We start from the raw sequence: 25,345 nt of genomic DNA, 5'->3' as shown, positions 1-25,345 counted from the left end.
ACGGCCGGGGGTCGAGGGTGAACAAGACCGATGGTAAAAGTTCGAGAAGACCATCCCGTTGCCGACGACGGCACCATTGACATTGACGCCTGGCTTGAGCGATTGCCCGGGGCGGCGGAGCGCTCAGAAGAAAGCCAGGCGCAGCTGCTCCGGGCCTGTGCCCTCAGCGCCGAAGCCGACCGGGTCAACACTCAGGTTGAGTATGACTGGGGCAGCAGTTGTCTGAGTATCGGGCTGGATATGGCCGAGTTGCTGGCGGATCTGCAACTGGATCAGGACACCCTGGTGGCGGCCATTCTCTACCGGGCGGTGCGCGAAGAGCGCCTCACCCTTGAGGCCGTCCAGAAAGCCTTTGGCGAGACGGTGGCCAAGCTGATCAAGGGCGTATTGCGCATGGCCGCGATCAGCTATCAGCGCGGCGATGGCGACGAGCGGGTGTTCGGTCGGCAATCCGAAGAGCAGGCGGAAAATATCCGCAAGATGCTGGTGGCCATGGTCGATGATGTGCGCGTGGCGCTGATCAAGCTGGCCGAGCGCACCTGCGCCATACGCGCGGTCAAGGACTCAGGCCCCCAGCGGCGGCGGCAGGTCGCCCGGGAAGTGGCGGACGTCTACGCCCCCCTGGCGCACCGCCTGGGCATTGGCCACATCAAGTGGGAACTGGAAGACCTGGCCTTCCGCTATCTGGAGCCGGCGGATTACAAGCGCATCGCCACACTGCTGGATGAGCGGCGGCTGGCGCGCCAGGAATACATCGACAACGTCCTGAAGGTGTTGCGCGATGAGTTGAAAGACGCCCATATTGACGGTGAGGTCACCGGCCGGGCCAAGCACATTTACAGCATCTGGCGGAAGATGCAGCGCAAGGGCATCAGCTTCTCCCAGGTGTACGACATTCGGGCCGTGCGCATACTGGTGCCCACCGTGCGCGACTGCTACACCGTGCTGGGTATCGTGCACAGTCAGTGGCGCAACATCCCCCACGAGTTCGATGACTACATCGCCTCGCCCAAGGAAAATGGCTACCGGTCACTGCATACCGCGGTCATTGGTCCGGACAACAAAGTACTGGAAATTCAGATCCGCACCTTCGCCATGCACGATGAGGCGGAGCTGGGGGTGTGTGCCCACTGGCGCTATAAAGGTACCGATACCGATGCCAGTGAAAAAAGCTACGAACAGAAAATTGCCTGGTTGCGTCAGGTGCTCGAGTGGCACGACGAGTTGGGCGGCGACGGCCAGCCGCTCAAGGAAGGCCTGCGCGCGGTAGATCAGGACCGCATCTACGTGTTTACCCCGGAAGGCCACGTGGTGGATTTGCCCAAAACCGCCACCCCGCTGGATTTTGCCTACCGCATTCACACGGATGTGGGTCATCGCTGTCGCGGTGCCAAGGTCAACAACCGTATCGTGCCCCTGAACTATCACCTGAATACCGCCGATCAAGTGGAAATTCTCACCGGCAAGCGGGAGGCGCCCAGCCGGGATTGGCTGTCGCCGGCACTGGGCTATATCAACACCGCCCGGGCCCGGGCCAAGGTGCAGCACTGGTTCAAGGTGCAGGCACGGGACCAGAACATTGCCGAAGGTCAGGCGCTGTTGGATCGGGAATTCAAACGGTTGGCGCTGCTGGATCTGGATTTCGAAGCCCTGGCCCACAAACTGAATATGCAGAGTCTGGACGACCTCTACGCCGCGGTAGGCGCCAGCGATATCGGTGTCGGTCAGGTACTGAGTGCCGCTCAGCGACTGCTCAAGGCCTCGCGCCCGGAAGAGCTGGTCATCCCGTTCAAGGCCAAATCCGGCAAACGCAAGAAAGATTCGGATGTCTACATCGAAGGTGTGGGCAACCTGCTCACCCAGATTGCCAGTTGCTGTAACCCGGTCCCCGGGGATGCCATTACCGGCTATATCACCCTGGGTAAAGGCGTGTCCATTCACCGACAGGATTGCAGCAACATCTTGCAGCTTCAGGCCGATGAACCCCAGCGGATCATCAAAGTGTCCTGGGGTGAGACGCCTCAGAGCAGCTACTCGGTGGATATCATCATCGAAGCCTACGACCGTCAGGGGCTGCTGCGGGACATCACCACACTGCTGGACAGCGAACGTATCAACATCAGCGCCATGCAGACGCTGTCCGACAAGCGCAAGAACACCGTGGATATGCTGGTCAGCGCCGAGATTCGAAGCATCGATGAACTGAGCCGAATCCTCACGCGCCTCAACCAGCTACCCAACATTGCCTCGGCCCGCCGCAAACACTAAGCGCTGGCACCAAAACAACCCGTAGGGCGGATAAGGCCAACGGCCGCATCCGCCGCAACCCAAACACTCGGGACCATCACAATCATGCCTCACACTGTAGACGACTTACTCTACCTCATGTCCCGCCTGCGCGAGCCCAACACCGGCTGCCCCTGGGACCTGAAGCAGTCCTACCGCACCATCGCCCCCTCCACCCTGGAAGAGGCCTACGAAGTGGTGGACACCATCGAGCGGGGCGACTATGACCATCTGCGCGAAGAGCTCGGAGATCTGCTGTTTCAGGTGATTTTCTACAGCCAACTGGGCAAGGAAGAGGAGCGCTTTGATTTCGGCCAGATCGTTGATGGCTTGGTGAGCAAACTGATTCGCCGTCACCCGCATGTCTTCCCCGATGGCACCCTGGACAGTCGCGTGGACGACCAGGCCTCATTGCCGGCGGATGTCAAACAGCGCTGGGAGGCCATCAAACAGCAGGAGCGGGAAGAGAAGGGCGTGCGGGGTGTACTCGACGACGTGCCCCTGAATCTCCCGGCCCTCAGCCGCGCGGCCAAATTGCAAAAACGCGCCGCCAACGTCGGCTTCGATTGGCCGGACGTCCGCGGTCCCCTGGGTAAAATCCGGGAGGAGACCGACGAGTTGACCGAGGCGCTGGAGGCCGGCGACCAGGCTCACCTGACCGAAGAGCTGGGCGACCTGCTGTTCGCCGTCACCAATACCGCCCGCCACCTGAAGATCGACCCCGAAGCGGCTCTGCGTCAGGCCAACCGCAAGTTTGAGCAGCGCTTCCGCTACGTCGAGCAGAATGCCGAGGGAAATCTGAACGATCACTCTCTCGAAGCCCTCGATACCCTCTGGAACCAAGCCAAAACCCAACCCCGTAGGTCGGATTAGCGCAAAGCGCGTAATCCGACAATCCCACCCGATCCCCACAACGTGGGCTTACGGCCTTCGGCCTAAACCAACCTACGAATCGGTAAGCCACTCCACCAATCGATTGCAACGCCATCTTATGACTCTGGCGCCGAAATCAGCCTTCTCCTTATAAACAAAAACTCTGTGACCACCCCAATGAAATCGGTTAACCTCCAATCCGTGAACTACAATAAAAGTGATGGAATCTCGGCCAGGAGAAGTAACGGTGAATTGGCAAGACGTCCAGCCGGATTCGATGGACCGGAGCACAAGCTCCATCAAAATCCACGTCTCCGAGCTCAGAGTCGGCATGTTCGTTTCCAAACTCGATCGGGATTGGCTCGATACGCCGTTCCTGGTGCAGGGCTTTATGATCGAAGGCCCGGAAGATGTCGACACCGTGGCCGAATACGCCGAGTATGTCTGGATCGACGCCGTGCCGACGAATTGGCGGCCCCCGGAACAGCGCACTGGCCTGAAAGCCGCCATCCGCCCCAAAACCACCTACATCAATAAAGTTTCGGCCCGGGAAGAGCACGGTCAGGCGATCAAGGTGTTTCGCCAGGCCCGCCAGCTCACCAAAACCCTGGTCGATGACATTCGCCTTGGGGGTGCCATCAATACCGAACAGGCCAAAGCCACGGTTCGGACCTGCGTCGACAGCATCCTGCGCAACCCCGATGCGCTCCTGTGGATGACCAAAATCCGCAATGAAGACGAATACACCGCCGAGCACTGCCTGAACGTCTGCATACTGGCCATCGCTTTCGGGCGGCACCTGGGCATGGAAGAGGCGGACCTGGAAAAGCTGGGTCTGTGCGGTCTGCTCCACGATGTGGGCAAGATGCGGGTACCGCCGGACATCTTGAATAAACCGGGCGCGCTCACCCCGAAAGAGTTCAACATGATCCGGGCCCATACCGTGCACGGCCGCAACCTGTTGCTGTCCACGCCGGGCATTTTCAACGTGGTGGTGGACGTGGCCTACACCCACCACGAACGCATCGACGGAACCGGTTATCCGCGCAAACTGCCAGCGGAAAAAATATCCCGCTTCGCCCGCATCATCGCGCTGGTCGACGCCTACGATGCCATGACCGCCAACCGCTGTTACGCGGAGGCCATTCCCACCACCTCCGCTCTGAAAAATATCTACAAGGATCGCGGCACCCATTTCGATGAGAAGCTCGCCCTGGAATTCATCAAAAGCATCGGCCTTTATCCCCCGGGCACTATCGTACAGCTGCGCAACGAGCTGGTGGGCATAGTGCTGGAAACCAGTAAGAAGTACCGCCACCTGCCCAAGGTGATTCTGATCAAGCGAGGCGAGCGACCACTCAAAAAAGAACAGGTCATTAACCTGGCGGATGTGGAGCGGGGTCAACTGAAAGACGATTTCCTGATTCAACGGGCCCTCAAAGATGGGACCTACGGCATCAGTGTGGCCGAATACCGGGAAAAGGGGCTGGTGTTTCGGGCGGCGACGCCATAGCGACAAGCTTCCCGGGTTTGCAAAAAATGTGAGATAGTGCACACTTTAGCCGGTGAATGGGCGGGCTTTGACGCAAAAATCCGCGTAAAGCAATAAACGTTTAAGGTAAAGATTTTTCTGGGCAGACCGGGGATATATGTCAATCTGACGTACTTAAACACGTCATTCTGACGCGATTAAGTACGTCAGATTGATGTTGAATATACTGTTATGGCAATGCTCAATCAAGAATAGGAAGCAACATCAATCAATTGGAGGCAAGATGAAGTTAGCGAAAGCACATATCAAAGAGTTCCGTAGTATTAACGACTCTACGGAGTTCGAAATTAATGATATCACTTGCCTTGTGGGGAAGAATGAGTCAGGGAAAACGGCAATTTTGCGAGCCCTGTACAAGCTCAATCCAATAATTGAAGAGGATGGTTATTTCGATGTTACGGATGACTATCCAAGAAGAGATGTTTCCGACTATGAAGAGGCTGTAGAAGAGGGCGAGCGTGAGCCTGCAGTAGTTGTCACTGCTACTTATGAGTTGGAAAACGAAGACATTTTGGCAGTCGAAGCTATCTATGGTGAGGAGTGCTTCGCCTCTAGCAACCCGATAGTATCACTTTCAAAAGACTACGATAATAAGCGAACATTCGGAGAGCTTAAGCTAAACCAAGAAAAGGCACTGCAATACCTGATAAAATCAACAGATTTATCCGCTACAGTAAATGAGCAAGCGCTGGCAGCTGGCTCTGTTACTGAGGTCTGCTCTATTATCGAAGTTGCTGAGCAAACAGATGCTGCACAGTCGTTGTTACGCAAGATTAAACCTATAAAGGAAAACGGACTTAGATACGTCGTTTACAACGACATATTAAGAAGCAGAATTCCCAAGTTCTTGTACTTCGACGACTATTACCAGATGAAAGGCCAAGATAATGTAGAGGCGCTCCAAAAAAGGCGTGCAGAGAATACGTTAATTGAATCGGATCACCCCTTGCTTGGCTTGCTCTCTCTTGCAAAGTTAAAACTAGACGAGCTTTCAGATCCAAAGCGCACCGAAGCGTTACTATCAAAATTAGAAGCAGCTGAAAACCAGCTTACCTCACGAGTGCTCAAGTATTGGTCGCAAAATAAGCACATACGGCTGAAATTTGATATTAGACCTGCTCAACCAGAAGACCCAGAAGGAATGAGATCCGGAACCAATATCTGGGGCCGTGTTGTAGACACCAAGCACATGGTTAGTACCCCTTTGCGGACTCGTTCGAGAGGTTTTGTATGGTTTTTCTCTTTTCTAGCCTGGTATTCTGATCTGAAAAGGAATAAGGAAAATCTAATTCTTCTTCTGGATGAGCCAGGATTATCCTTGCATGCAAAGGCGCAAGCAGATCTTCTGGAGTATTTTGAGAAAGAGTTGCGGCCACACCATCAGGTTATTTACTCGACGCATTCTCCGTTTCTTGTGGATTCCACGAGGTTTGATCGAGTTCGCATTGTGCAAGACATTAGTGTCGAAAAATCTGACGAATTAGTGCCTAAAGAGAAAGAGGGAACCAAGGTCACTACAGAAATTTTAGAGGCCACTGAGGATAGCCTATTTCCGCTACAAGGTGCTCTAGGCTATGAAATTCATCAAACATTATTTGTAGGACCAAATAATCTTGTAGTGGAGGGTGTTTCTGATCTTCTGTATTTGCAAACAATTTCGTCGTTGTTGCAGGAGAGCGGTGAGGACGGGCTTAGTGACCAGTGGACAATTACTCCAGTGGGCGGATCTGACAAGGTATCGACCTTTGTTTCGTTGATTGGCTCCCAGAGAAGTCTAAATGTTGCAGTTCTGATCGACTACCAAAAAAAGGATAAGCAAAGCATCGAAAATATATTCAAGAAAAAGCTTCTTCATAAGAAGTCCGTGCTTACTTATGCGGATTTTACTGATGGAGACGAGGCTGATGTGGAGGATATGTTTAACGAGGGGTTTTACCTAAAACTAGTAAATAAGGAATATGGAATAAATATATCTGTATCTGACCTAAGAAAAGGCAAAGGGCGAGTAGTAAAGAAAGTAGAGGAATATCTAGAAAAACACCCTCTACCAAATGGGATTAAATTCAACCACTATCGTCCTGCCAAGTATTTTGCGTCAAAGATTAGCGAACTAAAAAAGGATCTAAGCGATTCGCAGCTTGACAGGTTCAGACAGGCATTCGGCTCTCTCAATGACCTCATCTAGCCTTGGGAGGCCATAACAAGCGGCTGCTTTCCGACTGCCAATAATGTCACTCCTTTTGCTGTCGCAAAAACAGCGCCACTTTTGGCAGCCGCAGAGCCGAGCGTTAGGCGCCAGCCCAAAATCGGTGTATATCAATGAATGATGTAATAAAAACTGAGCAGGAATTGTTTGATGAGCTGGAGTCGCTATGCAGATCTCCGGGCTACCTACATGCTATAGCTTACTTTTGCTTTAGAGATAACACTATTCGGTATAAAGATGGCGAGATGGTTGTTGATGATGTGATTCAGCAATTTTCATTTGAAAGGCTTGTTCGTACTGAAATTTCGACATTAATAGGTTTGGCGTGTAAAGGCCAACTTAATATTACTCATCCAGGACCGAAAAGCATTCAGGAATATATTGATAAAACCGAATCTCTATTAAAAAGTTTGCATAAGGCTATGATGCCTCCACTAGAAGAAATATTTGATAAAAGCAAAATTGGAGACCCTAGCTTTAATCCTTTCAGGACAGGAAAAGCGTTGAGAGAATCGATATTCTATGGAGGAGAGGCCGCCTATAACTTTCAATATCGAGATCTCGCATTAATAAAGTATAAAAATGATAGCGATTGGTTCCAGAAGAATAAGGGGTATTCAATTCAAGAAGCAGAACAGATAGTATCTTCTTTGCTTCTTTTGCAAAACACTAAAATTAGCGATGTGATTCCCTCTCAACTAAAGACGCTATCGCCGGAAGATTGGACAATGCTTCCTGGATTCGTCTTTACCGATAAGGAATTGTCAGAAAAATCCGGTGTAGATCTAGAGGTCACGAAATTCTTTCTTGAGTCGTTTACTTGTCCGCCGGACATTGATAAAAATCAGTTCTCCGCTTTAGATGACTTCAACCCTATGAATGCTTACCCAATTATAAGGGTGAGCGAAAGTGAGTTCATTTTGTTTCAAAATTACGGACTGCTAGAGGCCTTGTATGAAACGCCTTTCTTTTGGTTCAATGCGGACAATAATTACAAAGTTAAAGCTAGAGAAAACAGAGGGTTATTCACTGAAAGTTTCTCAGAAGAAAGGCTTAATCTCGTATTTGGTAAAAATAGGGTTTTTACCAATATTGATATTTATAAAGATAAGAAAACTAGAGTTGGAGAAATAGATGTACTTGTTATTTTTGCCAATAGGGCAATTGTTCTTCAAGCAAAATCAAAAAAATTAACAATTGCCGCAAGAAAAGGGAACGACAATAGTCTTAAGGAAGACTTTAAAAAAGCGGTTCAAGATGCTTATGATCAAGCATACCAATGCGCCGAGTTCTTAAATGATGAAAGCTACCGGCTGCAGGACTCTTCTGGAAGCGAGCTAAAGATATATAGAGAATTTGAAAGCATATATCCTTTCTGCGTAGTCTCTGATCATTATCCCGCTCTTAGTTTTCAAGCACGTCAGTTTTTAACATATCAAACGACGAAAGAGATTAAGCCTCCATTTGTCATGGATGTTTTCCTTCTGGATGTTATGACTGAGATGCTACAGTCTCCACTACATTTTCTGAGCTATGTAAATAGAAGGGTCGAATACGCGGAAAGGATTTTATCTAATCATGAGTTAACAATCCTTTCCTATCATTTAAAGCAGAACTTATGGATTGATAGTGATATTTCTATGATCCAGTTAGGCGATGATATTTGTGCCGATCTAGACTTGGCTATGCTCACAAGGAGGAATGGTGCCCCAGGAATTCAAACCCCAGAAGGTATATTGACAAAGTACAAAGATACCACTTATGGCCGGCTAATAGCTGAAATTGATGGTCTAGACGATCCCGCGACCATTGATCTTGGCTTTCTGCTCCTTTCATTGAGTGGAGACACCATAGAACAAATTAATGACGGGATTGATCAGCTATGTAAATTACATAGTGTGGATGGAAAGCATCATGATTTAACCTTGGGTATAGATCAAGGTAAAACCGGACTAACTATCCATTGCAATGGTGACAAGGTAAATATTGCTGGTCCTAGGTTAAAAAATCACTGTGAAAAAAGAAAATACGCTTTAAAAGCCGATACTTGGTTTGGACTTTGCCTAGATCCTACAAGTAGAAAAATTAAATTCGGTCTTGAGATGAAATTTGACTGGGTGCAATCTGATGAGATGGATCAAGCAATTAAAGATCTTCCAAAGCCCCAGAATCTTAAGAATGGTGGCCGAGTGAACTTTTCGACAAAAAGGCGAAATGAAAAGAAGATAGGTCGTAATGATCCATGTCCCTGTGGTAGTCAAAGAAAGTACAAAAAATGTTGTCTGGTATAGGTATGGTCGGTGTATCGCCTAACAAGCGCATGTTGTCGGACTGGTTTTCCGCTGCGTGAACTTGCACCACTTTGACGGACATTAGCTTACTGCGCCCTAAGCGTAGCCCCGTCTCTGGCTAATCCCTCACCATGATAATGGCCGTGAAATCTACTCTGAGCCCCTTAATGGAATAAAACTCCCGCTAAGACGTTAACTGGTTGAAACCCAATCAGTAGGAGGTCTTAGTCATGAAAAAATCAACACTCGTTCTCGCAATCGCTTCTGTTTTGGCTCTGCCAAGCTCCGCTCAAACCTTCAATTCTGAGGCCGAGGCTGACGCTCGGGTTAGCGCCGATGCGCAGATGCAAACCTCAGGAACTCGTGACGCCGGTGAGCCGGCAGGTGAACAGGATCAGCAGAACGCGGCGTCTACAGAAGCCCGCGGCGATGCGGGCGGCTCGTCCACTGTGAGCCTGCGGTCCGAAGAGCCGTCTTCCCAGGATGAGCCCGCCGAAACGGGCAATGAGGTTTCCGATAACGGGGATGCTATCAACGACGATGCTGATGAAACATCCGGTAGCGCTTCCAACCTGACTGCTGAGTCCCGCACTCTGCTGGAAGGCACTGGCGAGGTTGCTACCTCGGCTGCACAGAATGTCGAGGGCGAAGCCAATGCCGGCGCCGAGGCGGGGCTGACCACGGCGGCGTCCGTCGGTGAGCAAGCCGGTGAGCGTATGGAACAGGGGCAGGGCACGGCCGAAGCCGCTGTTCAGGGTGGCGTTGATACCGCTGCAGAGGCTGGCGCCCAGGCAGAGGAGCAGGCCGCTGCGGCTGTGGAGTCGGCCAGCGTTACGGCGGCGGCTGGTGCCGATGTGGCCGCGGAAGTCAGCCAGGCGGTTGGCAATGAAGTGTCCAACTCGGTAAGCGCGGCAACGGCGACGGCGGTTGATGCGGAGGTTGCCCAGCAGGTGAGCGCAACGGTGGCCGACCAGGTGGCCGGCGAAGCGGCCGGGGCCGCTGAAGCCTCCGTCAAACAGGTACTCGATGCCAGTATCACCCGCTAACACCCACTTCCAGTCAGCACCGGCGGGCCTCAGTCCGACCGGTGCTTTTTTTCGGAGTCATTCCCATGAATATGAATACATTACCCCGAATGGTACTGACCGTTGCCGCCGTTTTTTCCAGTGTTCCCGCCCTTGCTCAGAATGATGGCACGTCGGATAAAAAGGCGGACTTCAACGTGAAACTCCAGGCCGGCGGTGCCTATGATTCGACGCTGTCGGTTGCGTCGCTGGACCAGACATCCAACCAGGGCGACTCGGCAAATGTGTTTTACGGCCGGGTCGGTGGTGAGCTTTATCCGACCGAGCGGATCACCCTGAAAGGCAGTTACAGTCTGTCCTCACGCCGGTATCACGAGGTCAGCGAATTCGACCAGGATCTGGGCATCGCTTCGCTTGATGCTGCCATTGATCTGGCGGGCATTACCTGGGGCCTGAGTCGGCATGTCGCGGACGCCGAGCTCGCGTCCGAGCCCTTGCTGGATCTGACCAGAGACAGCCTCTACGCCGCCAAACTGTTCAGCGAGGGCCTGTATGTTCGCGGTGCCTATACCGACAGCGAAAAACGGTTTGAGAACAACCGCGAACGCAACGCCGATGGCGAAGAACTGGCCGCCGATGTCTATTACTTTTTCAACGGTGCCCGTAGCTTCTGGTCACTGGGCGTGGGCCGCGAGGTGGAGGAGGCCCGTTCGCTGGCGTTCGACAATGCCGCTCTTAAACTGCGGGCTCGCTATTCCTACACAGGCTCGATAGCGGGTAAGGAAAGCCGGATACAGCTGGGTTGGCGGTATCAGGATCGGGACTACGACAACGTAAGCGACGGAGGCTTGCCCGGAACGGGTAGCGCCATGTCGCCGACCGGAACGGGCACTCGGCATGACCGCAGTCATGTGGTCGAAGCGATCTGGTCGCTGAGTTTTACGCAGTGGTTGGCGCTGGAAACCAAGGTCGAGCACGGTAATTACCAATCGAACTTCGACGCGGCGGATTACCGGGAAACCGGGGTGTCGGCGTTGCTGAGTGTGGAGTTCTGAGGTTAGCCCGCTACTCCAACAGGCCGTGGCCAAAAATCGGGTCGCGGCCTTTCTCTCCCAGATCTTTTGCCTGCCCGGCCAGATAGTGCACCACTTCTTCACTGGAGGCCCGTTGCTTGGCCAGGGCACAGGCCACATGAGCGGTCACCGTCGGCGCGGCCATGGAGGTGCCACTCTCGTGGCCAAATTCCCCATTGCCCCGGGTGGTGCGTACCGACACGCCGGGGCCGGCAAAATCGATGTGCTCTCCTCGATTGGCCCAGCGATACACCTGCCTGTCCGCATCCACGGCGGTAATGGCGATTACGCCGGGGTAGGCCGCCGGGTAAAGCGGTGAGGCTGCGGGCCCCTCATTGCCTGCCGCCGCGACCACGGCGGTTCCCCCAGCGGTGATCCGTTCCATGGCGGTGGCGAGTATGCGGTTGTCAGGCCCCGTCAGGCTCATATTGATCACGCTCACCTCCCGCTCGGCCAGCCATTCCAGGCCCGACAGCAGATGCATCATGGTGGCGCCCTGGGCGTATTGATTGCGGCTGTAGAACACGGAGGCGTTATAGAGCCTCGCCTCCGGCAAGCGTGCGGGAACGTCGTCAAAGCTCCCTACCATGAGCCCGGCGACCGCCGTGCCATGGCCGGTGGGCGGACCTTGCTCTCCGGTGCCCTCGGGGTCCGGTAAAAAGGCTTGTTCCACGATGCGGCTGTTGATCAGCCCCGGATGTTCCGTGGCGATGGCGGTATCGATCATGCCCACCTTCACCGGTTGTTCGCACAGCGGTTTGCGCGGGCGCTCGACAGGTGTCGACGATGGGTTGTCGGACTGGGGGTTGTAGATATGGTTGCGGTCCAGCCGTTCGGCCAAGTCGGCCGGCAAGGCTGTCTGCAGAGCGGCGTAGGAATCCAGTCGTGCCGGTACCCGAAAGCGCACCATCTCCAACCCCAGTTTTGGCAGACGCTTCTGCTCCAGGATTTCGACATTCAGCGGTTCCAACAGCGCCCGTTCTTCGGGCGCGAGCATCAGCAGCCACTCGCTCTGTACGGCGCGCCAGCCGTTTTCCACTTCCACCTCCATAAACAGGGTGGCGCCCCGGGAATCCAGTATCGGCAAGCGGCTCGGTAGGGCGCTCAGGGGTTCTTCCGGAGGGCGCAGGTTGTCTGGCAGTTGCTCCGGCAACGGGGCAGTGAACCGGCGCTCCAGGGCACTGGTGACATCGGGTAGGGAGTCCCGGCGCAGGCGCTCTACCGAATCAACGGAGCGCTCCACCCGGTCGGTCACCGCCGATGGCAAACCGATTTGAGCCTGGGCGACGCTGCCCAAGCCCAGCAGGCACAGCACCAGTGGGCGCAATCGGGTCAATCTGGCGGGTCGGCGTTTGGCTTTCATAATCGCATATCCGGTGAAGAAGCTAGTGGGGTACCTGTTACTATAACGGCCTCACCCGATAAAAAATTCCTGGGGCCGGGAATAAAAAAACCGCTGGCCCGTTAACAGGGTACAACAGAAAGGTGCTGTCTATGAAAAGCGAATTGACCGAGGTATTGCCTCAACTGAGGCGGTTTGCCTACTCGCTCACCGGGTCGATGGACGATGCCGACGACCTGCTGCAGAGCACGGTAGAGCGAGCGCTGAACCGCACGGTACCCGAAGGAGTGGAATTGACGAAATGGCTGTTCCGGGTTTGCCGGAATTTGTGGATCGACGGTTACCGCTCCCGGAAGGTCCGTCAGGAAGCGACCTTTGATCCGCAACTGCAGGAGCGCGAAATCGTCGATGGAGAGCGGGCCATGTCGAGCGAAGTCGAACTCGACCAGGTCAGCCGCGCAATGGATCAACTGCCGGACGACCAGCGCCTGGTGTTGTCGCTGGTGGCGGTTCAGGGCCTGTCCTACAAGGAGGCGGCCGCCACGCTGGAAATACCCCCGGGCACGGTGATGAGCCGCCTGGCTCGCGCCCGAACCGCTCTCATACAAAGCCTGAATTCACCTGTTGCGAGGACCAGCGCATGAACATCAACGATGAAACCCTGTCGGCCTTTCTGGACGGCGAACTGCCCCCGGCCGAAATGGAGCAGGTTCGCGCCCGGCTGGCCGAAGACCCGGCACTGGCAGACCGCCTCGCGGAGCTGAGTGCCGTGGACAAACGCGTACGCGAGCGCGCCCACGCCATTGATGAACGGCCGCTGCCGAGCGGTGTACAAAAGCTGTTGGCGGAGGACGACACCAAGGCCGAGTCCGCCCAGGTGATTGCCTTTCCCCTGTGGCGCCGGGCCCGTCAGGCCCTGAATGCGCAAACCGGTATTGCCGCTGCTATTGCGCTGGCGTTCGGGTTCGGACTGGCCGAGATCACCGACAACGCCGGGAATCCGCAGGCCGATGCGTTCCAGTCTGTCGCCGAGCGTCTGGAAACGCTGCCCAGCGGCACCAGTGAAACTCTGCCCGACGGTCGGGAAATCACTCCCCGCCTCACCTTCGTCAACCGCGATGGGCAGCATTGCCGGCAGTACTCGGTGACCGGTGCGGGAGAGCGTTCGGAACACATTGCCTGCCGAGCCCAACAGGCGGATGCCGGCTGGGAAGAGTTGGCCAGTGTTCGGCAGCCGGCCGCAGCGCCCGGCAGTTATCAGACCGCCAGCGGTGGTTCATTGCTGGACAGTGCGCTGGACCAGATGATGGACGACGGCATTATTGAACCGGAGCAGGAAAAACAATTGATTGAAGGCGATTGGCAGCCGTAGCCAGAGGCCATCGGGACAATCGTTAAAGCCCTTGACCAGATAACCGGGAGGTAGTGTATGGAAAAGCCAATACTCGCTTTGATGATGGCTCTGTTGATCAGTGCCTGCGCGGCACCTGAGGTCTACCAACCTGCCTCAGACGGCGGCTACGGCTACCGGGAAAGCCAGATTGCCGATAACCGCTACCGTGTGTCGTTTAAAATGCGCGGTGATACCCAATTCGAAGCCATGGATTACGCTCTGCTGCGGGCCGCCGAACTGACCCTGATGGCGGACCACGATTGGTTCGTCGTTGTTGATCGGCAGATGGATGGCGAGAAGCGGGAGTCAGGAAGCAAATTGGGCGCAAGCCGCACCCGGGAGTGGGAGCGCAGCTGCGGTCTGCTCGGCTGTTCCACTCGCTCCCGCCCCTCCACCACCTACAGTGCCGAGATTCGTTCGGGTGATCGAGCGGAGTCGGAGGTGATCCTGGAAATCCGCCTGGGTAAGGGAGTGCGTCCCACCGAAGGCGACAGCTACGATGCCCTGGAAGTGCGGGAGACTTTGCGCAAGCGGGAGAGTTAGGGAAGCGGCACAGGGAAGTGCACCAATAGGGCTCCGGGCTCGCGGGGCCCTACGGAAGCGCATCCTCATACGCCCGATATTCAATGGCCGCCACCCAGTACACCAGCTCTCCATGCTCCGGGGTGCGCACCACCACTTCATCGTCCACCCGCTTGCCGAGTAGCTGCCGGGCCAGCGGCGAGTCGACACTGAGCTGGCCCTTGCTGAGATCAAACTCGTCCGGCCCGACGATCTGGTAGGTGCGCTCTTCACCGTCTTCATCTTCCAGGGTCACCCAGGCGCCGAAGAAAATTTTGCTCCGGTCCTCCGGCAGGCGATCGACAATGGTCACGTTTTCCAGGCGCTTGCTCAGGTAGCGCACCCGGCGGTCGATTTCCCGCAGGCGTTTTTTGCCGTAGATGTAATCGCCGTTCTCCGAGCGGTCGCCGTTTTTTGCAGCCTCGTGCACGGTCTGGGTCACTTGCGGACGCTCAACCTTCCACAGCTGGGTCAGCTCTTCCTTGAGCCGACGGGCGCCCGTCGGCGTGATGTAGGGCGAGCTTCGGGGGGCGGGGGGACGCCAGCGGCCCATACTCAGTGAATCTCCTTCAGGTGAGCGATGGGCACCGGCTCGATTTTGTCGGCCGGCGTGAAACCGAAAACCTGGCCGTAAAAATACAGCTCGGCCTCCAGGGCTCGCTCAATGTTCGGGCCCTGGCGGAAGCCGTGGCCCTCTTCGGGAAACAGGACCAGCGCGTTGGCGATGCCCTTGTCGGTCAGTGCCTTGACCATGGCTTCGGCCTGGTTGGGGGGAACGATTTTGTCCTCTTCACCCTGCAGGAAAATCACCGGGCACTGGAGTTGTTCGATGTGTCTGATCGGGGAGCGCTCCTGATACACGGCTTGCTGTGCGGGGTAGGGGCCCACCAGGGTGTCGAGGTAGCGGGATTCAAACTTGTGGGTATCCCGAGCCAGGGCTTCCAGATCGCCAATGCCATAAAGGCTGGCGCCGGCCTGGAAAGTGTCGCGGAAGGTGAGGGCGGCCAATACCGTGTATCCGCCGGCACTGCTGCCGCGAATGGCGCAGCGCTCCGGATCCGCCAGCCCCTGTTGCGCCAGGGCCTCGGCGCCGCTGCTCACATCGATCACATCGGTCACACCCCAGTTGCCCTTGAGCCGCTCGCGGTAGCGTCGGCCGTAACCGGTGCTGCCCCGGTAATTGACATCCAGCACGGCAAAACCGCGGCTGGTCCAGAACTGGATTTTAAGGTTCAGGGCGGTCTGGGTCGCTCCGGTGGGGCCGCCGTGGCACATCACCAGCAGCGGCGGGCGTTCGCTCTCCGGTGCCACAAAGTCGGGATTGTGGGGCGGGTAATAGAAACCGTGCGCCTCTTCGCCATCGGCGGTTTCAAAGGTCATGGGTTCCGGGTTGGACAGGTAATGATGGTCCGGGTCCGTAGATGCTGAACGGGCCAGCGGCACCAGCGCCTCGGTGCCCTCGGGCCGGAAGGCCCAGAGGCAGGTGTTGTGCTGCGCGTTGGCCCCCAGAAAGAGCCCCTTGCCGCCGCCACAGCGCACGGAGCTGATGTCGGTCATACCGGTCTCGATCCGGGTCAGACTACCGTGGGTCAGGTCCAGCCGCGCCAACAGCCAGTAGCCTTCCTGGGTGTAGGTGCACAGTACGGTATTGGGGCCGAGGAAATCGTAAGTGGACATGCCAAACACCCACTGGGGCGTGGCAAACTCCGCGTCCAGGTGACACAGGGTTTCCGCATCCTCCCCGGTCCAGCGGTACAGGTTCCACCAGTTGTTGCGGTCCGAGACAAAATACAGCTCACCATCCGGGGCCCACTGCGGCTGAAACACTGACTCGTCCTCGCCCCCGGCGATCATCCGGACATTCTTCAGTGCCCCATCCTCGGATACCTCCGCCAGATGGCACTCGGTGCTGTCCCAGGGCATATTGGGGTGATTCCAGCACAGATAGCAGAACTGGGTTCCATCGGGGCTCAGGCGCGGGTTGCTGTAAAAATCCGCACCGGAGGCAAGCACCCGGGTTTCGCCACTGCCGTCCAGTGCGATGGCGACAATCTCCGCTTTCTCCTCGGTACCGCTGTCGGTGTGATCTTCACGCACACAGATCAGACGCTGACGCTCGCTATCCAGTGTGAGGTCGGCGTAGCGATAATCGCCTTCGGGGGAGATAGCGGTGAGCTCTTTGCCGATCAGCCGGTAGATGCGCTGATCGCTGTCGAGCACGCAGTAGACGACGCCGTCCTGCACGCAGTAGCTGCCGCCGCCATACTCGTTGGCGCGGGTGCGTACGCTGTGGGGATGGGGGGTAACATCCTGGCGCAGGCCTTGGGCGTTGAGCTGCACGAGTACGCTGCGGCCTTTTTCGCTGGGACGGGATTCGAGCCAGTAGATGTCGTCGCCGTCGATGGCGGGTTCGCTGAGGCGGACGGTGCCCTGGGTGAGGGTCTGGGCTTTGATGGGCGAGGCCCAACTTCCGTAGGGGGCGGTGGTAGCCATAGGAGTCCTGTCGCGGTTGGTTGAGTCGTTCGGTGGGTGGTCGTGGACAACCCCTAACCAAACGGTGACAATGCCTTCATTGTCAGTGATCGTTGGCGGTTTATCAATGTGGTTCGGTTTTGTGACTTCGAGGTTCTTGGAGCGTCCGGCCTCGGCAAGGTGAACCCTTTGGAGACCCGCCGTGAATACATCCCTGTAGGCTTCTCGTCGGCTCCCTGCCTCCGAGAGTCTCCAAACGGTACACCCGCCGAGGCCTAAGTGCCATAAATCTAACTGGGTGGTTCCTGCATCGCTATTTGTGGCACTGAGGTTCTGGAGGCGGTACAGTCTTTGGAGACTCTCGGAGACATGGATGTCGACGAGAAGCCCCCATGGATGGGTTCACGGCGGGTCTCCAAACGCTATCTGCCCCTCTGACGCCGGACTCCAAAAAGACCACCAAACAAAAAACTCAAGAGCCCAACAACCGCCGAACCCGATCCAAATCAAGCTCAGTATCAACACCACCAGGAACAGGCCGACAAGCCTCCGCAACGTGAATCGACTCACCTTGCCACATTACCCGCAACTGCTCCAACGACTCAAACCGCTCCAACGGCGCCTGATCCCAAGTCACAAACCGGTGCAACAACCCCACGCGATAAGCATAAATACCAATATGCCGCCGCGCCACAAAATCCTCCGGTAACGCCCTACCCTCACCCGCAAACGCATCGCGAGGATACGGAATCGGCGCCCGACTGAAATACAGCGCACGCCCATGGGCATCCATTACCACCTTCACAATATTCGGATTACAAAAATCCTCCACCAACTCAATCGGCTCACACAAGGTTGCCACACTGGCCGAACTATCACCCGCCAGATTCTGCGCCACCTGATTGATGACCGCGGGCGGAATCAGAGGTTCATCGCCCTGCACATTGACCACGATGGCATCGTCCGGCAATCCCAACTGACTGACCACCTCCTGCAATCGATCGGTTCCCGACTGATGATCCGCAGAGGTCATGCACACCGTCGCCCCGAACGCGCGGGCCGCCTGTTCGATGCGTTCATCATCCGTGGCGATAATCACCTGCGTGGCGGCACTCTCGCGGGCTCGCTCGTAAACGTGCTGAATCATCGGCTTGCCGGCGATGTCTTTGAGGGGCTTGGCGGGCAACCGGGAGGAAGCGTATCGCGCGGGGATGACAACGTAAAAGCTCATGGGATTGAATTCGTTTCAGGTGTGGATTTCAGGGATTCAATACGGTTCAGAAACTCGCTCCAGAACGCCTCCGGCAGTGTCGCACTGACACTCAGATACCACCAGTCCGGCTGGGCGAAGGGCTGGCATTTGACCGCATCTTTGGCGGTCATCACAACCGGAAAGGCCGGCTGGAAGACAAGCTCGCCCGGGCGGTAGTGATGATGATCAGGGAAGCGGTGGTGAACCGGTTCCAGGCCGAGTTCTTTCAGCGTGGAAAAAAACCGGTCGGGGTTGCCGATTCCCGCCACCGCGTGCACGGATGTCTGTGGGGCAAAATGGGTCAGCGATGCGCGGGTACCATCGGACACCCTATGCCAGGCATCCGGGGTCACCTTCATGGTGTACTGGACGGTGCGAAGCGTCGGGGCCTGTTGACGCACCTTGTCCTCTGAACCGTTGACCACCACCCAATCTACTTCGTTGAGCCGTTCGACCGGTTCACGCAATGGGCCCACGGGCAGACACCAGCCGTTGCCAAACGCGCGCGCGCCATCGACCACGGCGATTTCCAGGTCCCGGTCCAGGCGGTAGTGCTGCAGGCCATCATCGCTCAACACAATATCGCAGCCCTGCTCGCGCAGCGCTTGGGCCGCTTCCACCCGATCCGGGCTGACACACACCGCACATTGGGTGGCCCGTGCAATCGCCAGGGGTTCATCGCCACAATGCGTGACCGGGGTGTCTGCGGAAACCATGAGCGGATAGCGCGGGGCCTTGCCCCCGTAACCCCGACTGACCACGCCCGGGCAATAACCCGCCTTACGCAGACGCTGCACCAGGGCAATGAGCAACGGGGTTTTTCCGGTGCCCCCAACACTGATATTGCCGACGACGACCACCGGCACATCAAAGGCGACCGCCCGACTTTTGAGCCGGCTTCGACGCCGGCGCGCCAAAGCCCGGAACAGCCAGGCCAAAGGAGCGAACAGATACACCCAGCGGGCCTTACCGTACCAGGCATTTTCCCAGACCGAGGCCAGCGTCATGTCAAACGCCCCCGAATCACTCCCCGGACTCGGGGCGCCGGGTGGTGATACTCAGGTGCACAAAGCCCAGTTGGCCGGCGGCATCCATGGCCCGGACCACGCTTTCGTGGGGGGCTTTGGCATCAGCGGTAATGGTCAGAGGCAACTGATTGTTGCCCTCGGAGGCCTTTTCCAGGGCCGACTTCAAGGTCACCAGTTTACTGTTTACCAGGCTGCGACCATTGATCGAGTAGTCGCCTTCCGCGGTGATCAGAATATCCAGCGGCGCATCGGCGTCCTGCTCGCTCGCTTCACCTTCGGCTTCGGGCAGGTCAATGTTCAAATGGGTTTCTTTGGTAAAGGTGGTGGACACCATAAAGAAAATGAGCAACAGAAATACCACATCAATCAATGGTGTCAGATTGATGCTGTCATTTTCTCTGGATTGACGTCGAAATTGCACCCGCTTGCTCCTCGGTCAATCAGTTGGCTTTCACATCGACCCGACGGTCGCTGTGCAGGGCGTCCACAAGTTTTACCGCTTCCTCTTCCATGGTGACCACAATGGTGTCCACCCGGCGCTGGAAAAAGCGGTGCAGAATCATCGCGGGAATGGCGACGGTCAGGCCGGCGGCGGTAGTGATCAGCGCCTCGGAAATCCCGCCGGCCAGAACGCCGGCATTGCCAGTGCCCTGTAGCATGATGGCGGTGAACACCTTGATCATACCGATCACGGTGCCGAGCAGACCGAGCAGCGGTGCGATATTGGCAATGGTGCTGAGGATGGTCAGGTAACGCTCCATCTCGTGGATGACCTGACTGGCCGCTTCCTGAATACTGTCCTTCATGACTTCCCGGCCATGGCGGGAGTTACTCAGCCCCGCGGCCAGAATGCGCCCCAGAGGGGAAGACTGTTTGAGCTCGCGGAGTTTGCCCGCGTCCAACTGGTTGTTCTTGATCCAGCTCCACACCTGTGCGAGCAGATGCCGTGGGGCGATTTTTTTGGGATCCAGGGTCCAGTAACGCTCTCCACCAATGGCGATCACCAGGATGGAACAGAGAATAATGGGGACCATCAACCAGCCACCCGCGGTAATAATCTCAAACACTGAACTTTCCTCTTTTGAATCGTTGTCTGGCCAAGGCGCCTGACCATCAGGGGCGCAAGATAGCACAGACCATTTCCAGCGGGAAAACACCCGGTCACATTTTGCGACAGTCGCCAACGGCCACCGTCACCTTATTCATACCACCAACGTCTTGGCGCATACCGGGCATACCGCTCGGTGCGCCGCCCCTGCTCATCCCATTCGAACACAATGGCCCCCAGGCTCGCGGTATTGAGCACCTCAGCACCCCGGGAGCGATAGCGCTCTACCACCGTCTCATTCGGATGGCCATGCCGCCCCTGAAAAGCGGCGCTGACCACCGCGCGGGCCGGGCGGGTCTGTTCAACCCACTCGATCGACGAGGACGTGATGGCGCCATGGTGCGGAACCTGCAGCACGTCGATGGAGCCGTTGAGCTGATCCCGGCCGACCAACCGCCACTCCACTTCCCGTTCGATATCACCGGTCAACAGGAGCCGCTGCCCCGCGTATTCAATCTCGAGAACGCAGGAGCGATTATTGCCATTCACCTGCGCCGGGAAGCCGCCGTGCAGAAACCGGAATTTCACCTGATTCCACTGCCACGAAGCCCTCTGATGGCAATCCCGCCCGGGCATCGACGTGGACAGTGTCGCATCGCCCACCCAGAGTGCCTCGGTCGGGAGACTTTTCAGCACACTGGAAAGCCCTCCCGAGTGATCATCGTGACGATGACTGACCACCACCGCGTCCAACTGATGGACACCCAACTGCCGCCAATAGGGCACGATCACGCCAGAACCCGCATCCAGCCGCTCACTGTAGGTGGGGCCCGTATCATACACCAGCCGGTAATCCGGCGTCTGTACCGCCACCGCCAGGCCCTGCCCCACATCCAGAAACGTCACTCTCAAGGGGGGTACCGGTGGCCCCGGGAGCAACAGCGCCAACACTATCCCGGGGTAACCCAGCCACCGTCCGGGCAGCCCTCGTGGCAACAACATCAGCAGCGTGGCCAGTCCGGCCAGGGCCAGTGCCGGCCAGGACAGCGCCGTCTGAAACAACGTCATTGGCGCCACGTCCTCCAGCCACTCCAACCAGGCCAGAAGTGCGGACAAGCCCAGGTCCGCCACCACCAGCGAGAGGTCACTGGCCCAGGGCCAGAGGGCGCCCAGCAGCAGCGCCACAAGCAACCAGGGAACCACCATCAGGGTCACCAACGGAATCGCCAGCAGGTTGGCAATCGGCGCCACCAGGCTAACTCCGTGCACCAGTATCAGGAGCGGAACCATCAGCCCCAAAAACACCGCCCACTGAGACCGCACCACCGTTTGCCCCCACCACTGAGCACCCGCGCGGCGCCGCCCGCCAAGTGCCAGCATCAGGACCGCGACGGCGCTAAAGCTGAGCCAGAACCCGGTATCGTAAGGGGCGAGCGGGTCCCTGACCAGAACCGCCACCCAGGCCAACAGCAAGCCGGTGGCGGCGGGTAGACTTCCCCGGCGCAGCAGCACCCATTGCACCACGCCGATCATGATCAAGGCGCGCTGGGTCGGAATGCTGAATCCGGCCAGGGCGCTGTAGAAAAGCGCGAAGCCGAGCGCGAATACCTGACCCACCGCCGAGGCGGGTATCCGATGGCACAGCGCGTTGAGTCCGCGCCCCAGAATACCGCCCAGCCAGAGTCCCGCCAGCGCCACCATGCCCACATGTAATCCGGAGATGGCCAACAGGTGATTGGTGCCCGTGCGCTGCAGTCGTGTCCAGCGCTCGGGACTCAAGGTGGAGCGATCACCGATCAGCAGCGCCAGCATCAGGTCCCGGTGAGCCACCCCGGACGGATGGTGGTCGAGCCAGCGTCGAACCCGCTCCCGCCAGTGACTCAACGAGCCTGCCGCGGGTGCGCTCAACCTTCGATTATCCGCACTCTCCCGCACATAGGCCGTGGCATCCACGCCTTGGCGCATCAACCATAACTGGTAGTCGAACCCGCCGGGATTGACGAACCCCCGGGGCGGCTTGACCCTCAGCTTCAGTTGCCAGCGCTCACCGGCGTGTAGAGGCGGCCCGCCGTACCAACTGACCAGAATGTACCTGAGGGGCAGCGCCAGGGGATCGCCCTCGACCGACTCGACTTGCTCCACCCGCAGGCGGATACGCTCGCGGCGGGCATCGTGATCCGGCAGCCCGACCAGGGTCCCCTGGACCCGAATCTCGTCACCACTGAAGGAGGGGAGCAGTCGATGATCAAGCTGCCAGTGACCGAACAGCACGCCCCAGAACAACCCCAGGAGTACGAACGCCACACACTGACGCCAACGGGGCGCGCGCCAGAACAGACACGCGATCAGAGGCGCTGACAACCACAATGCAAATGGTGGCGGTAAACGGGGCGATTGGGAGGCGAGAATGATGCCCAGAGAAGCACTAAGCAGTGCAGCGTTGAGGGAGAAAGCCAGTCGTCGGCGCTTCAGCAGACGATGCACCGACTTTACCAGCGCCTGACGGCCTGGGCTTTGAACGGTTGGGGCTCCTTGAGAGGTCATCGCAGGTCCTTTGCGTAAGAGCGAAGCCCGATTATGCGCAAACCGGGACACACCACCAAGCTCAATAGAGGCTATACTGGGCTCGACTCTTATAACTGTGACAGAACCCACAGTTTTAACGCGGTATCGACAGTAATTTGACGCTTGCAGAGGGCGCGGAACAACAATGCTGGATTCGTTGACACTGACAACGATCATTCTTGGAGAGCTGGTCTTTTTACTCTCCCTGGGTTGCGCGCTGCTCGGTGTGCTGTTGCTGCGCGAGCGTCGCCATCAGAAAAAAATCATGGCTGCCTACCAGCGTCTGCGCAATACCGTACGTACCGAACGGGCCCAGAACCGCGCCGCCCCGCCGGAAGAGTCTTCAGCGGGCGACGCGGTGACTGAATACTTCTTGCGCGTGAAGGACGAAGCGCGGGATCGGTACCGGAACATTACCCAGACCAACCTGCCCCGACTGACACCGGAACACCCGTTTAACGCCAAAGTTGCCGCCCTGCGGTTCCTGTTCACCGAAGCCGAGGAGCGTGCCTACCGCAAGGAAAAAGCCTCCGGCGATGCCTGGGTCCTTCTGGAGAAGCAGCTTTATGATATCGCTCGCTGGGTGGTAGACCGACAGGAAAGCAAACCGGGACGTCAGCGCAACAATCAGGTCAAGTTACTCCAACAGCGGGTCGAAAAACTGAAAGGTTTTGAAAAACAGGCGCGGGATCTGCAACGCAAACTGGAACTGAACCGGCTCAAACGGGAGGAGTTGGAACAACTGCAGGAGGAAAACCGCCTTACCATTGAAAAGCTTCAGAAAATCAATGAAGCCTTGGGCCTTTCGGGGGATGCCGATGCCGAAAGCCTGCGCCGCCAGCTGCGCGACATCATGGATTCCGATGCACGCCCCCTGGTGGCACCACCTGAACGCCGTCTGACCAATATCGAACACTTCTCGGCCGACAACCAACGCCTGAACAGTGAGTTGGCTCGAGAGTTGCGCTCATACAACGCCGAGTTTCCCGATAACCGAAGCGATCATATGGAGCAGACCCTCAAGCGCCTGGAGGCGGAACTGTTCCGCTCTGAACAGCACATTCGGGAACTGAAGCAGCAGCGCTCGAACGCCGAGACCGAGTTACTAACCTCCACCAATGATGCCGACCGGTACCAAAGCAGTCCATGGCAGCAGACTCAGCAACGCGCCGAGTCCATGGAACAGATCGAGGAAACCCTCCGGGTGATCCACACCAACATGGCGGACAGCAGTCAGGCGCTGAATGTGGCGTCTGGCAGTGGCGGTCAGTCGCCCTACTCTCTGGCGGAGATCCAACAGCTGCGCCATAACAACACTCGCCAACGCAACCTGATCGTCGACCTGGAAGGTGAGATGCGTCGCCTGCGAGACACCATCCCCCACACCGAAGACGATAACGAGCGGGCGCAGCAAACGGAAAAACTGTTCAAGCTGGAACGACTGGTCAAGGAGTGTGAGCACTGCATTCTGGCACTGGAAAGCGAGGTCGATCTTCTTTATACACAGCTCAAAGAGCGCGAACAGCGCCAAACCCAGAGCTCCGGCCCCACGGATGAGGAAGTGTCACTTGAACAGTTGCAGTCCGAGCTCAGCGCCATGGCCAATCGGCTTGAAGACGTATTGCTGAACAGCGAACGGGATTCAATCCTGAGCCAGTTTGCCCAGGCGAGCGTGCGAGTCCAGTCCATTGAAGAGCTGGCCCGGTGCGTGATCAACGCCCTGAAAAGGGGTCAACTGACTGCCGGATTTTACCTTCAGTCGAAGCTCGGGCACGCGGAGTACTATCCGGCGAAACAGTTCAGCGAGCGCGAGCGGGCCATGATCCGTCGCACCACCATCAGTCAGAATGTGGCGTACCTGAACGAGGGCATCATGTTCGCGAGCGATCATATGCACCTGCTGCTCAAGGACCCTCATGCCGACGAGCTGGAATTGCAGAAAACCGAACAGCTTCTGCAGGCCCTGATGGACATTACCGGCGCCCGGGTAGACAGCCTGGAGATAGAACAGGCCGGTCAGCACCAGCGCCGGTACTTGCAGGACTGGTCCGATGGGGCTCACAACACGCTGGTCAATATGGAAATCCGTTACGCCTACCAGGTCGAAGAGACGCAGCGCCTGGTCGACGCCCTGGTTGAGCAGATGCAGAAGGCCTGTTCCGTTCTCGAGGCCAGCGAGGCCACCCGGGCGGTGATCGACAATGCCCTGAGCGAGTGTCAGCACCGGATCCGCAGTCTCATGACCCAGGACGACAGTATTGATGAGGGTTGTACCTGGTTGTTGAGCCACCTCGACGAGCTACCCAAGATTGCGAAATAAAGCGTCGTTTCACGGGTTTATCATCGTTTTTTCACCCGAGGACAGGCATAATGGCCCC

At 57.1% G+C, this 25,345-nt stretch carries 19 protein-coding genes; 11 read left to right on the top strand and 8 right to left on the bottom strand.

What is annotated here, in order from left to right:
- The first annotated feature begins 30 nt into the window (after window positions 1–30).
- From relA to B3187_RS16025, 7 genes are all read left to right on the top strand, one after another.
- Window positions 31–2,268, top strand: a complete 2,238-nt coding sequence (gene relA, locus B3187_RS16055; RefSeq protein WP_286807460.1) for a GTP diphosphokinase — start codon at window positions 31–33, stop codon at window positions 2,266–2,268.
- An 84-nt stretch (window positions 2,269–2,352) separates the two neighbouring features.
- Entirely contained in the window at window positions 2,353–3,159 is an 807-nt protein-coding gene (mazG, locus tag B3187_RS16050; protein WP_286807458.1) for a nucleoside triphosphate pyrophosphohydrolase, read from the top strand.
- A gap of 247 nt (window positions 3,160–3,406) precedes the next feature.
- Window positions 3,407–4,672: an HD-GYP domain-containing protein gene (locus B3187_RS16045; RefSeq protein WP_339619157.1), complete on the top strand. Its 1,266-nt coding sequence runs from the start codon at window positions 3,407–3,409 to the stop codon at window positions 4,670–4,672.
- A 262-nt stretch (window positions 4,673–4,934) separates the two neighbouring features.
- The gene (locus B3187_RS16040; protein WP_286807456.1) at window positions 4,935–6,896 is read left to right on the top strand and encodes an AAA family ATPase; all 1,962 of its coding nucleotides are present in this window, start codon (window positions 4,935–4,937) and stop codon (window positions 6,894–6,896) included.
- A gap of 134 nt (window positions 6,897–7,030) precedes the next feature.
- A complete protein-coding gene (locus tag B3187_RS16035; RefSeq protein ID WP_286807454.1) occupies window positions 7,031–9,208 on the top strand; it encodes an SEC-C metal-binding domain-containing protein in 2,178 nt (725 codons plus the stop codon).
- A gap of 344 nt (window positions 9,209–9,552) precedes the next feature.
- On the top strand, window positions 9,553–10,254 hold the full coding sequence (locus tag B3187_RS16030) for a hypothetical protein (protein WP_286807453.1): 702 nt from the start codon (window positions 9,553–9,555) through the stop codon (window positions 10,252–10,254).
- A 65-nt stretch (window positions 10,255–10,319) separates the two neighbouring features.
- Window positions 10,320–11,288, top strand: a complete 969-nt coding sequence (locus B3187_RS16025; protein ID WP_286807452.1) for a hypothetical protein — start codon at window positions 10,320–10,322, stop codon at window positions 11,286–11,288.
- Between the two features lie 10 nt (window positions 11,289–11,298).
- Here B3187_RS16025 and B3187_RS16020 read toward each other — a convergent pair whose 3' ends face one another.
- Window positions 11,299–12,669 carry a S8 family serine peptidase gene (locus B3187_RS16020; protein WP_286807451.1) on the bottom strand — a complete coding sequence of 457 codons (1,371 nt, stop codon included), beginning with the start codon at window positions 12,667–12,669 and terminating at the stop codon, window positions 11,299–11,301.
- 131 nt (window positions 12,670–12,800) lie between these two features.
- Here B3187_RS16020 and B3187_RS16015 point away from each other — a divergent pair, with 131 nt between their 5' ends.
- The 3 genes from B3187_RS16015 to B3187_RS16005 are packed head-to-tail and all read left to right on the top strand — an operon-like array spanning window position 12,801 to window position 14,584.
- Entirely contained in the window at window positions 12,801–13,292 is a 492-nt protein-coding gene (locus tag B3187_RS16015) for an RNA polymerase sigma factor (protein ID WP_024460518.1), read from the top strand.
- The gene (locus tag B3187_RS16010; RefSeq protein WP_286807450.1) at window positions 13,289–14,020 is read left to right on the top strand and encodes a hypothetical protein; all 732 of its coding nucleotides are present in this window, start codon (window positions 13,289–13,291) and stop codon (window positions 14,018–14,020) included. Before B3187_RS16015 ends, B3187_RS16010 begins: the two co-directional genes overlap by 4 nt.
- A 57-nt stretch (window positions 14,021–14,077) precedes the next feature.
- The gene (locus tag B3187_RS16005; RefSeq protein WP_286807449.1) at window positions 14,078–14,584 is read left to right on the top strand and encodes a CC0125/CC1285 family lipoprotein; all 507 of its coding nucleotides are present in this window, start codon (window positions 14,078–14,080) and stop codon (window positions 14,582–14,584) included.
- A gap of 49 nt (window positions 14,585–14,633) precedes the next feature.
- Here the strand turns inward: B3187_RS16005 and greB are convergent, their stop codons facing one another.
- The 7 genes from greB to B3187_RS15970 all read right to left on the bottom strand — a co-directional run bounded on the left by greB (window position 14,634) and on the right by B3187_RS15970 (window position 22,946).
- Window positions 14,634–15,155 (bottom strand): transcription elongation factor GreB, encoded by a 522-nt coding sequence (gene greB / locus B3187_RS16000; protein WP_024460515.1) that lies wholly within the window; start codon window positions 15,153–15,155, stop codon window positions 14,634–14,636.
- 2 nt (window positions 15,156–15,157) lie between these two features.
- Window positions 15,158–17,095 (bottom strand): S9 family peptidase, encoded by a 1,938-nt coding sequence (locus B3187_RS15995; RefSeq protein ID WP_286807448.1) that lies wholly within the window; start codon window positions 17,093–17,095, stop codon window positions 15,158–15,160.
- A 451-nt stretch (window positions 17,096–17,546) separates the two neighbouring features.
- Complete coding sequence (kdsB, locus tag B3187_RS15990; RefSeq protein WP_286807447.1) at window positions 17,547–18,305, bottom strand: 3-deoxy-manno-octulosonate cytidylyltransferase; 759 nt, start codon at window positions 18,303–18,305, stop codon at window positions 17,547–17,549.
- Window positions 18,302–19,333 (bottom strand): tetraacyldisaccharide 4'-kinase, encoded by a 1,032-nt coding sequence (lpxK, locus tag B3187_RS15985; protein ID WP_286807446.1) that lies wholly within the window; start codon window positions 19,331–19,333, stop codon window positions 18,302–18,304. Before lpxK ends, kdsB begins: the two co-directional genes overlap by 4 nt.
- A 16-nt stretch (window positions 19,334–19,349) precedes the next feature.
- On the bottom strand, window positions 19,350–19,775 hold the full coding sequence (locus B3187_RS15980) for an ExbD/TolR family protein (RefSeq protein ID WP_286807444.1): 426 nt from the start codon (window positions 19,773–19,775) through the stop codon (window positions 19,350–19,352).
- Window positions 19,776–19,794: 19 nt separating this feature from the next.
- Window positions 19,795–20,421: a MotA/TolQ/ExbB proton channel family protein gene (locus tag B3187_RS15975; RefSeq protein WP_024460312.1), complete on the bottom strand. Its 627-nt coding sequence runs from the start codon at window positions 20,419–20,421 to the stop codon at window positions 19,795–19,797.
- A gap of 131 nt (window positions 20,422–20,552) precedes the next feature.
- Entirely contained in the window at window positions 20,553–22,946 is a 2,394-nt protein-coding gene (locus B3187_RS15970) for a DNA internalization-related competence protein ComEC/Rec2 (RefSeq protein WP_286807443.1), read from the bottom strand.
- A 166-nt stretch (window positions 22,947–23,112) separates the two neighbouring features.
- Between B3187_RS15970 and B3187_RS15965 the strand changes: the two genes are divergently transcribed.
- Entirely contained in the window at window positions 23,113–25,287 is a 2,175-nt protein-coding gene (locus B3187_RS15965; RefSeq protein ID WP_286807442.1) for a hypothetical protein, read from the top strand.
- Window positions 25,288–25,345: the final 58 nt, after the last annotated feature.

Origin of the sequence: Marinimicrobium sp. UBA4209, from assembly GCF_002381585.1 — a bacterium.
In the GTDB taxonomy this organism is placed as follows: domain Bacteria; phylum Pseudomonadota; class Gammaproteobacteria; order Pseudomonadales; family Cellvibrionaceae; genus Marinimicrobium; species Marinimicrobium koreense.
Note: the sequence above shows the minus strand (reverse complement) of the source record. Positions and strands in the feature narration are given on the sequence as shown.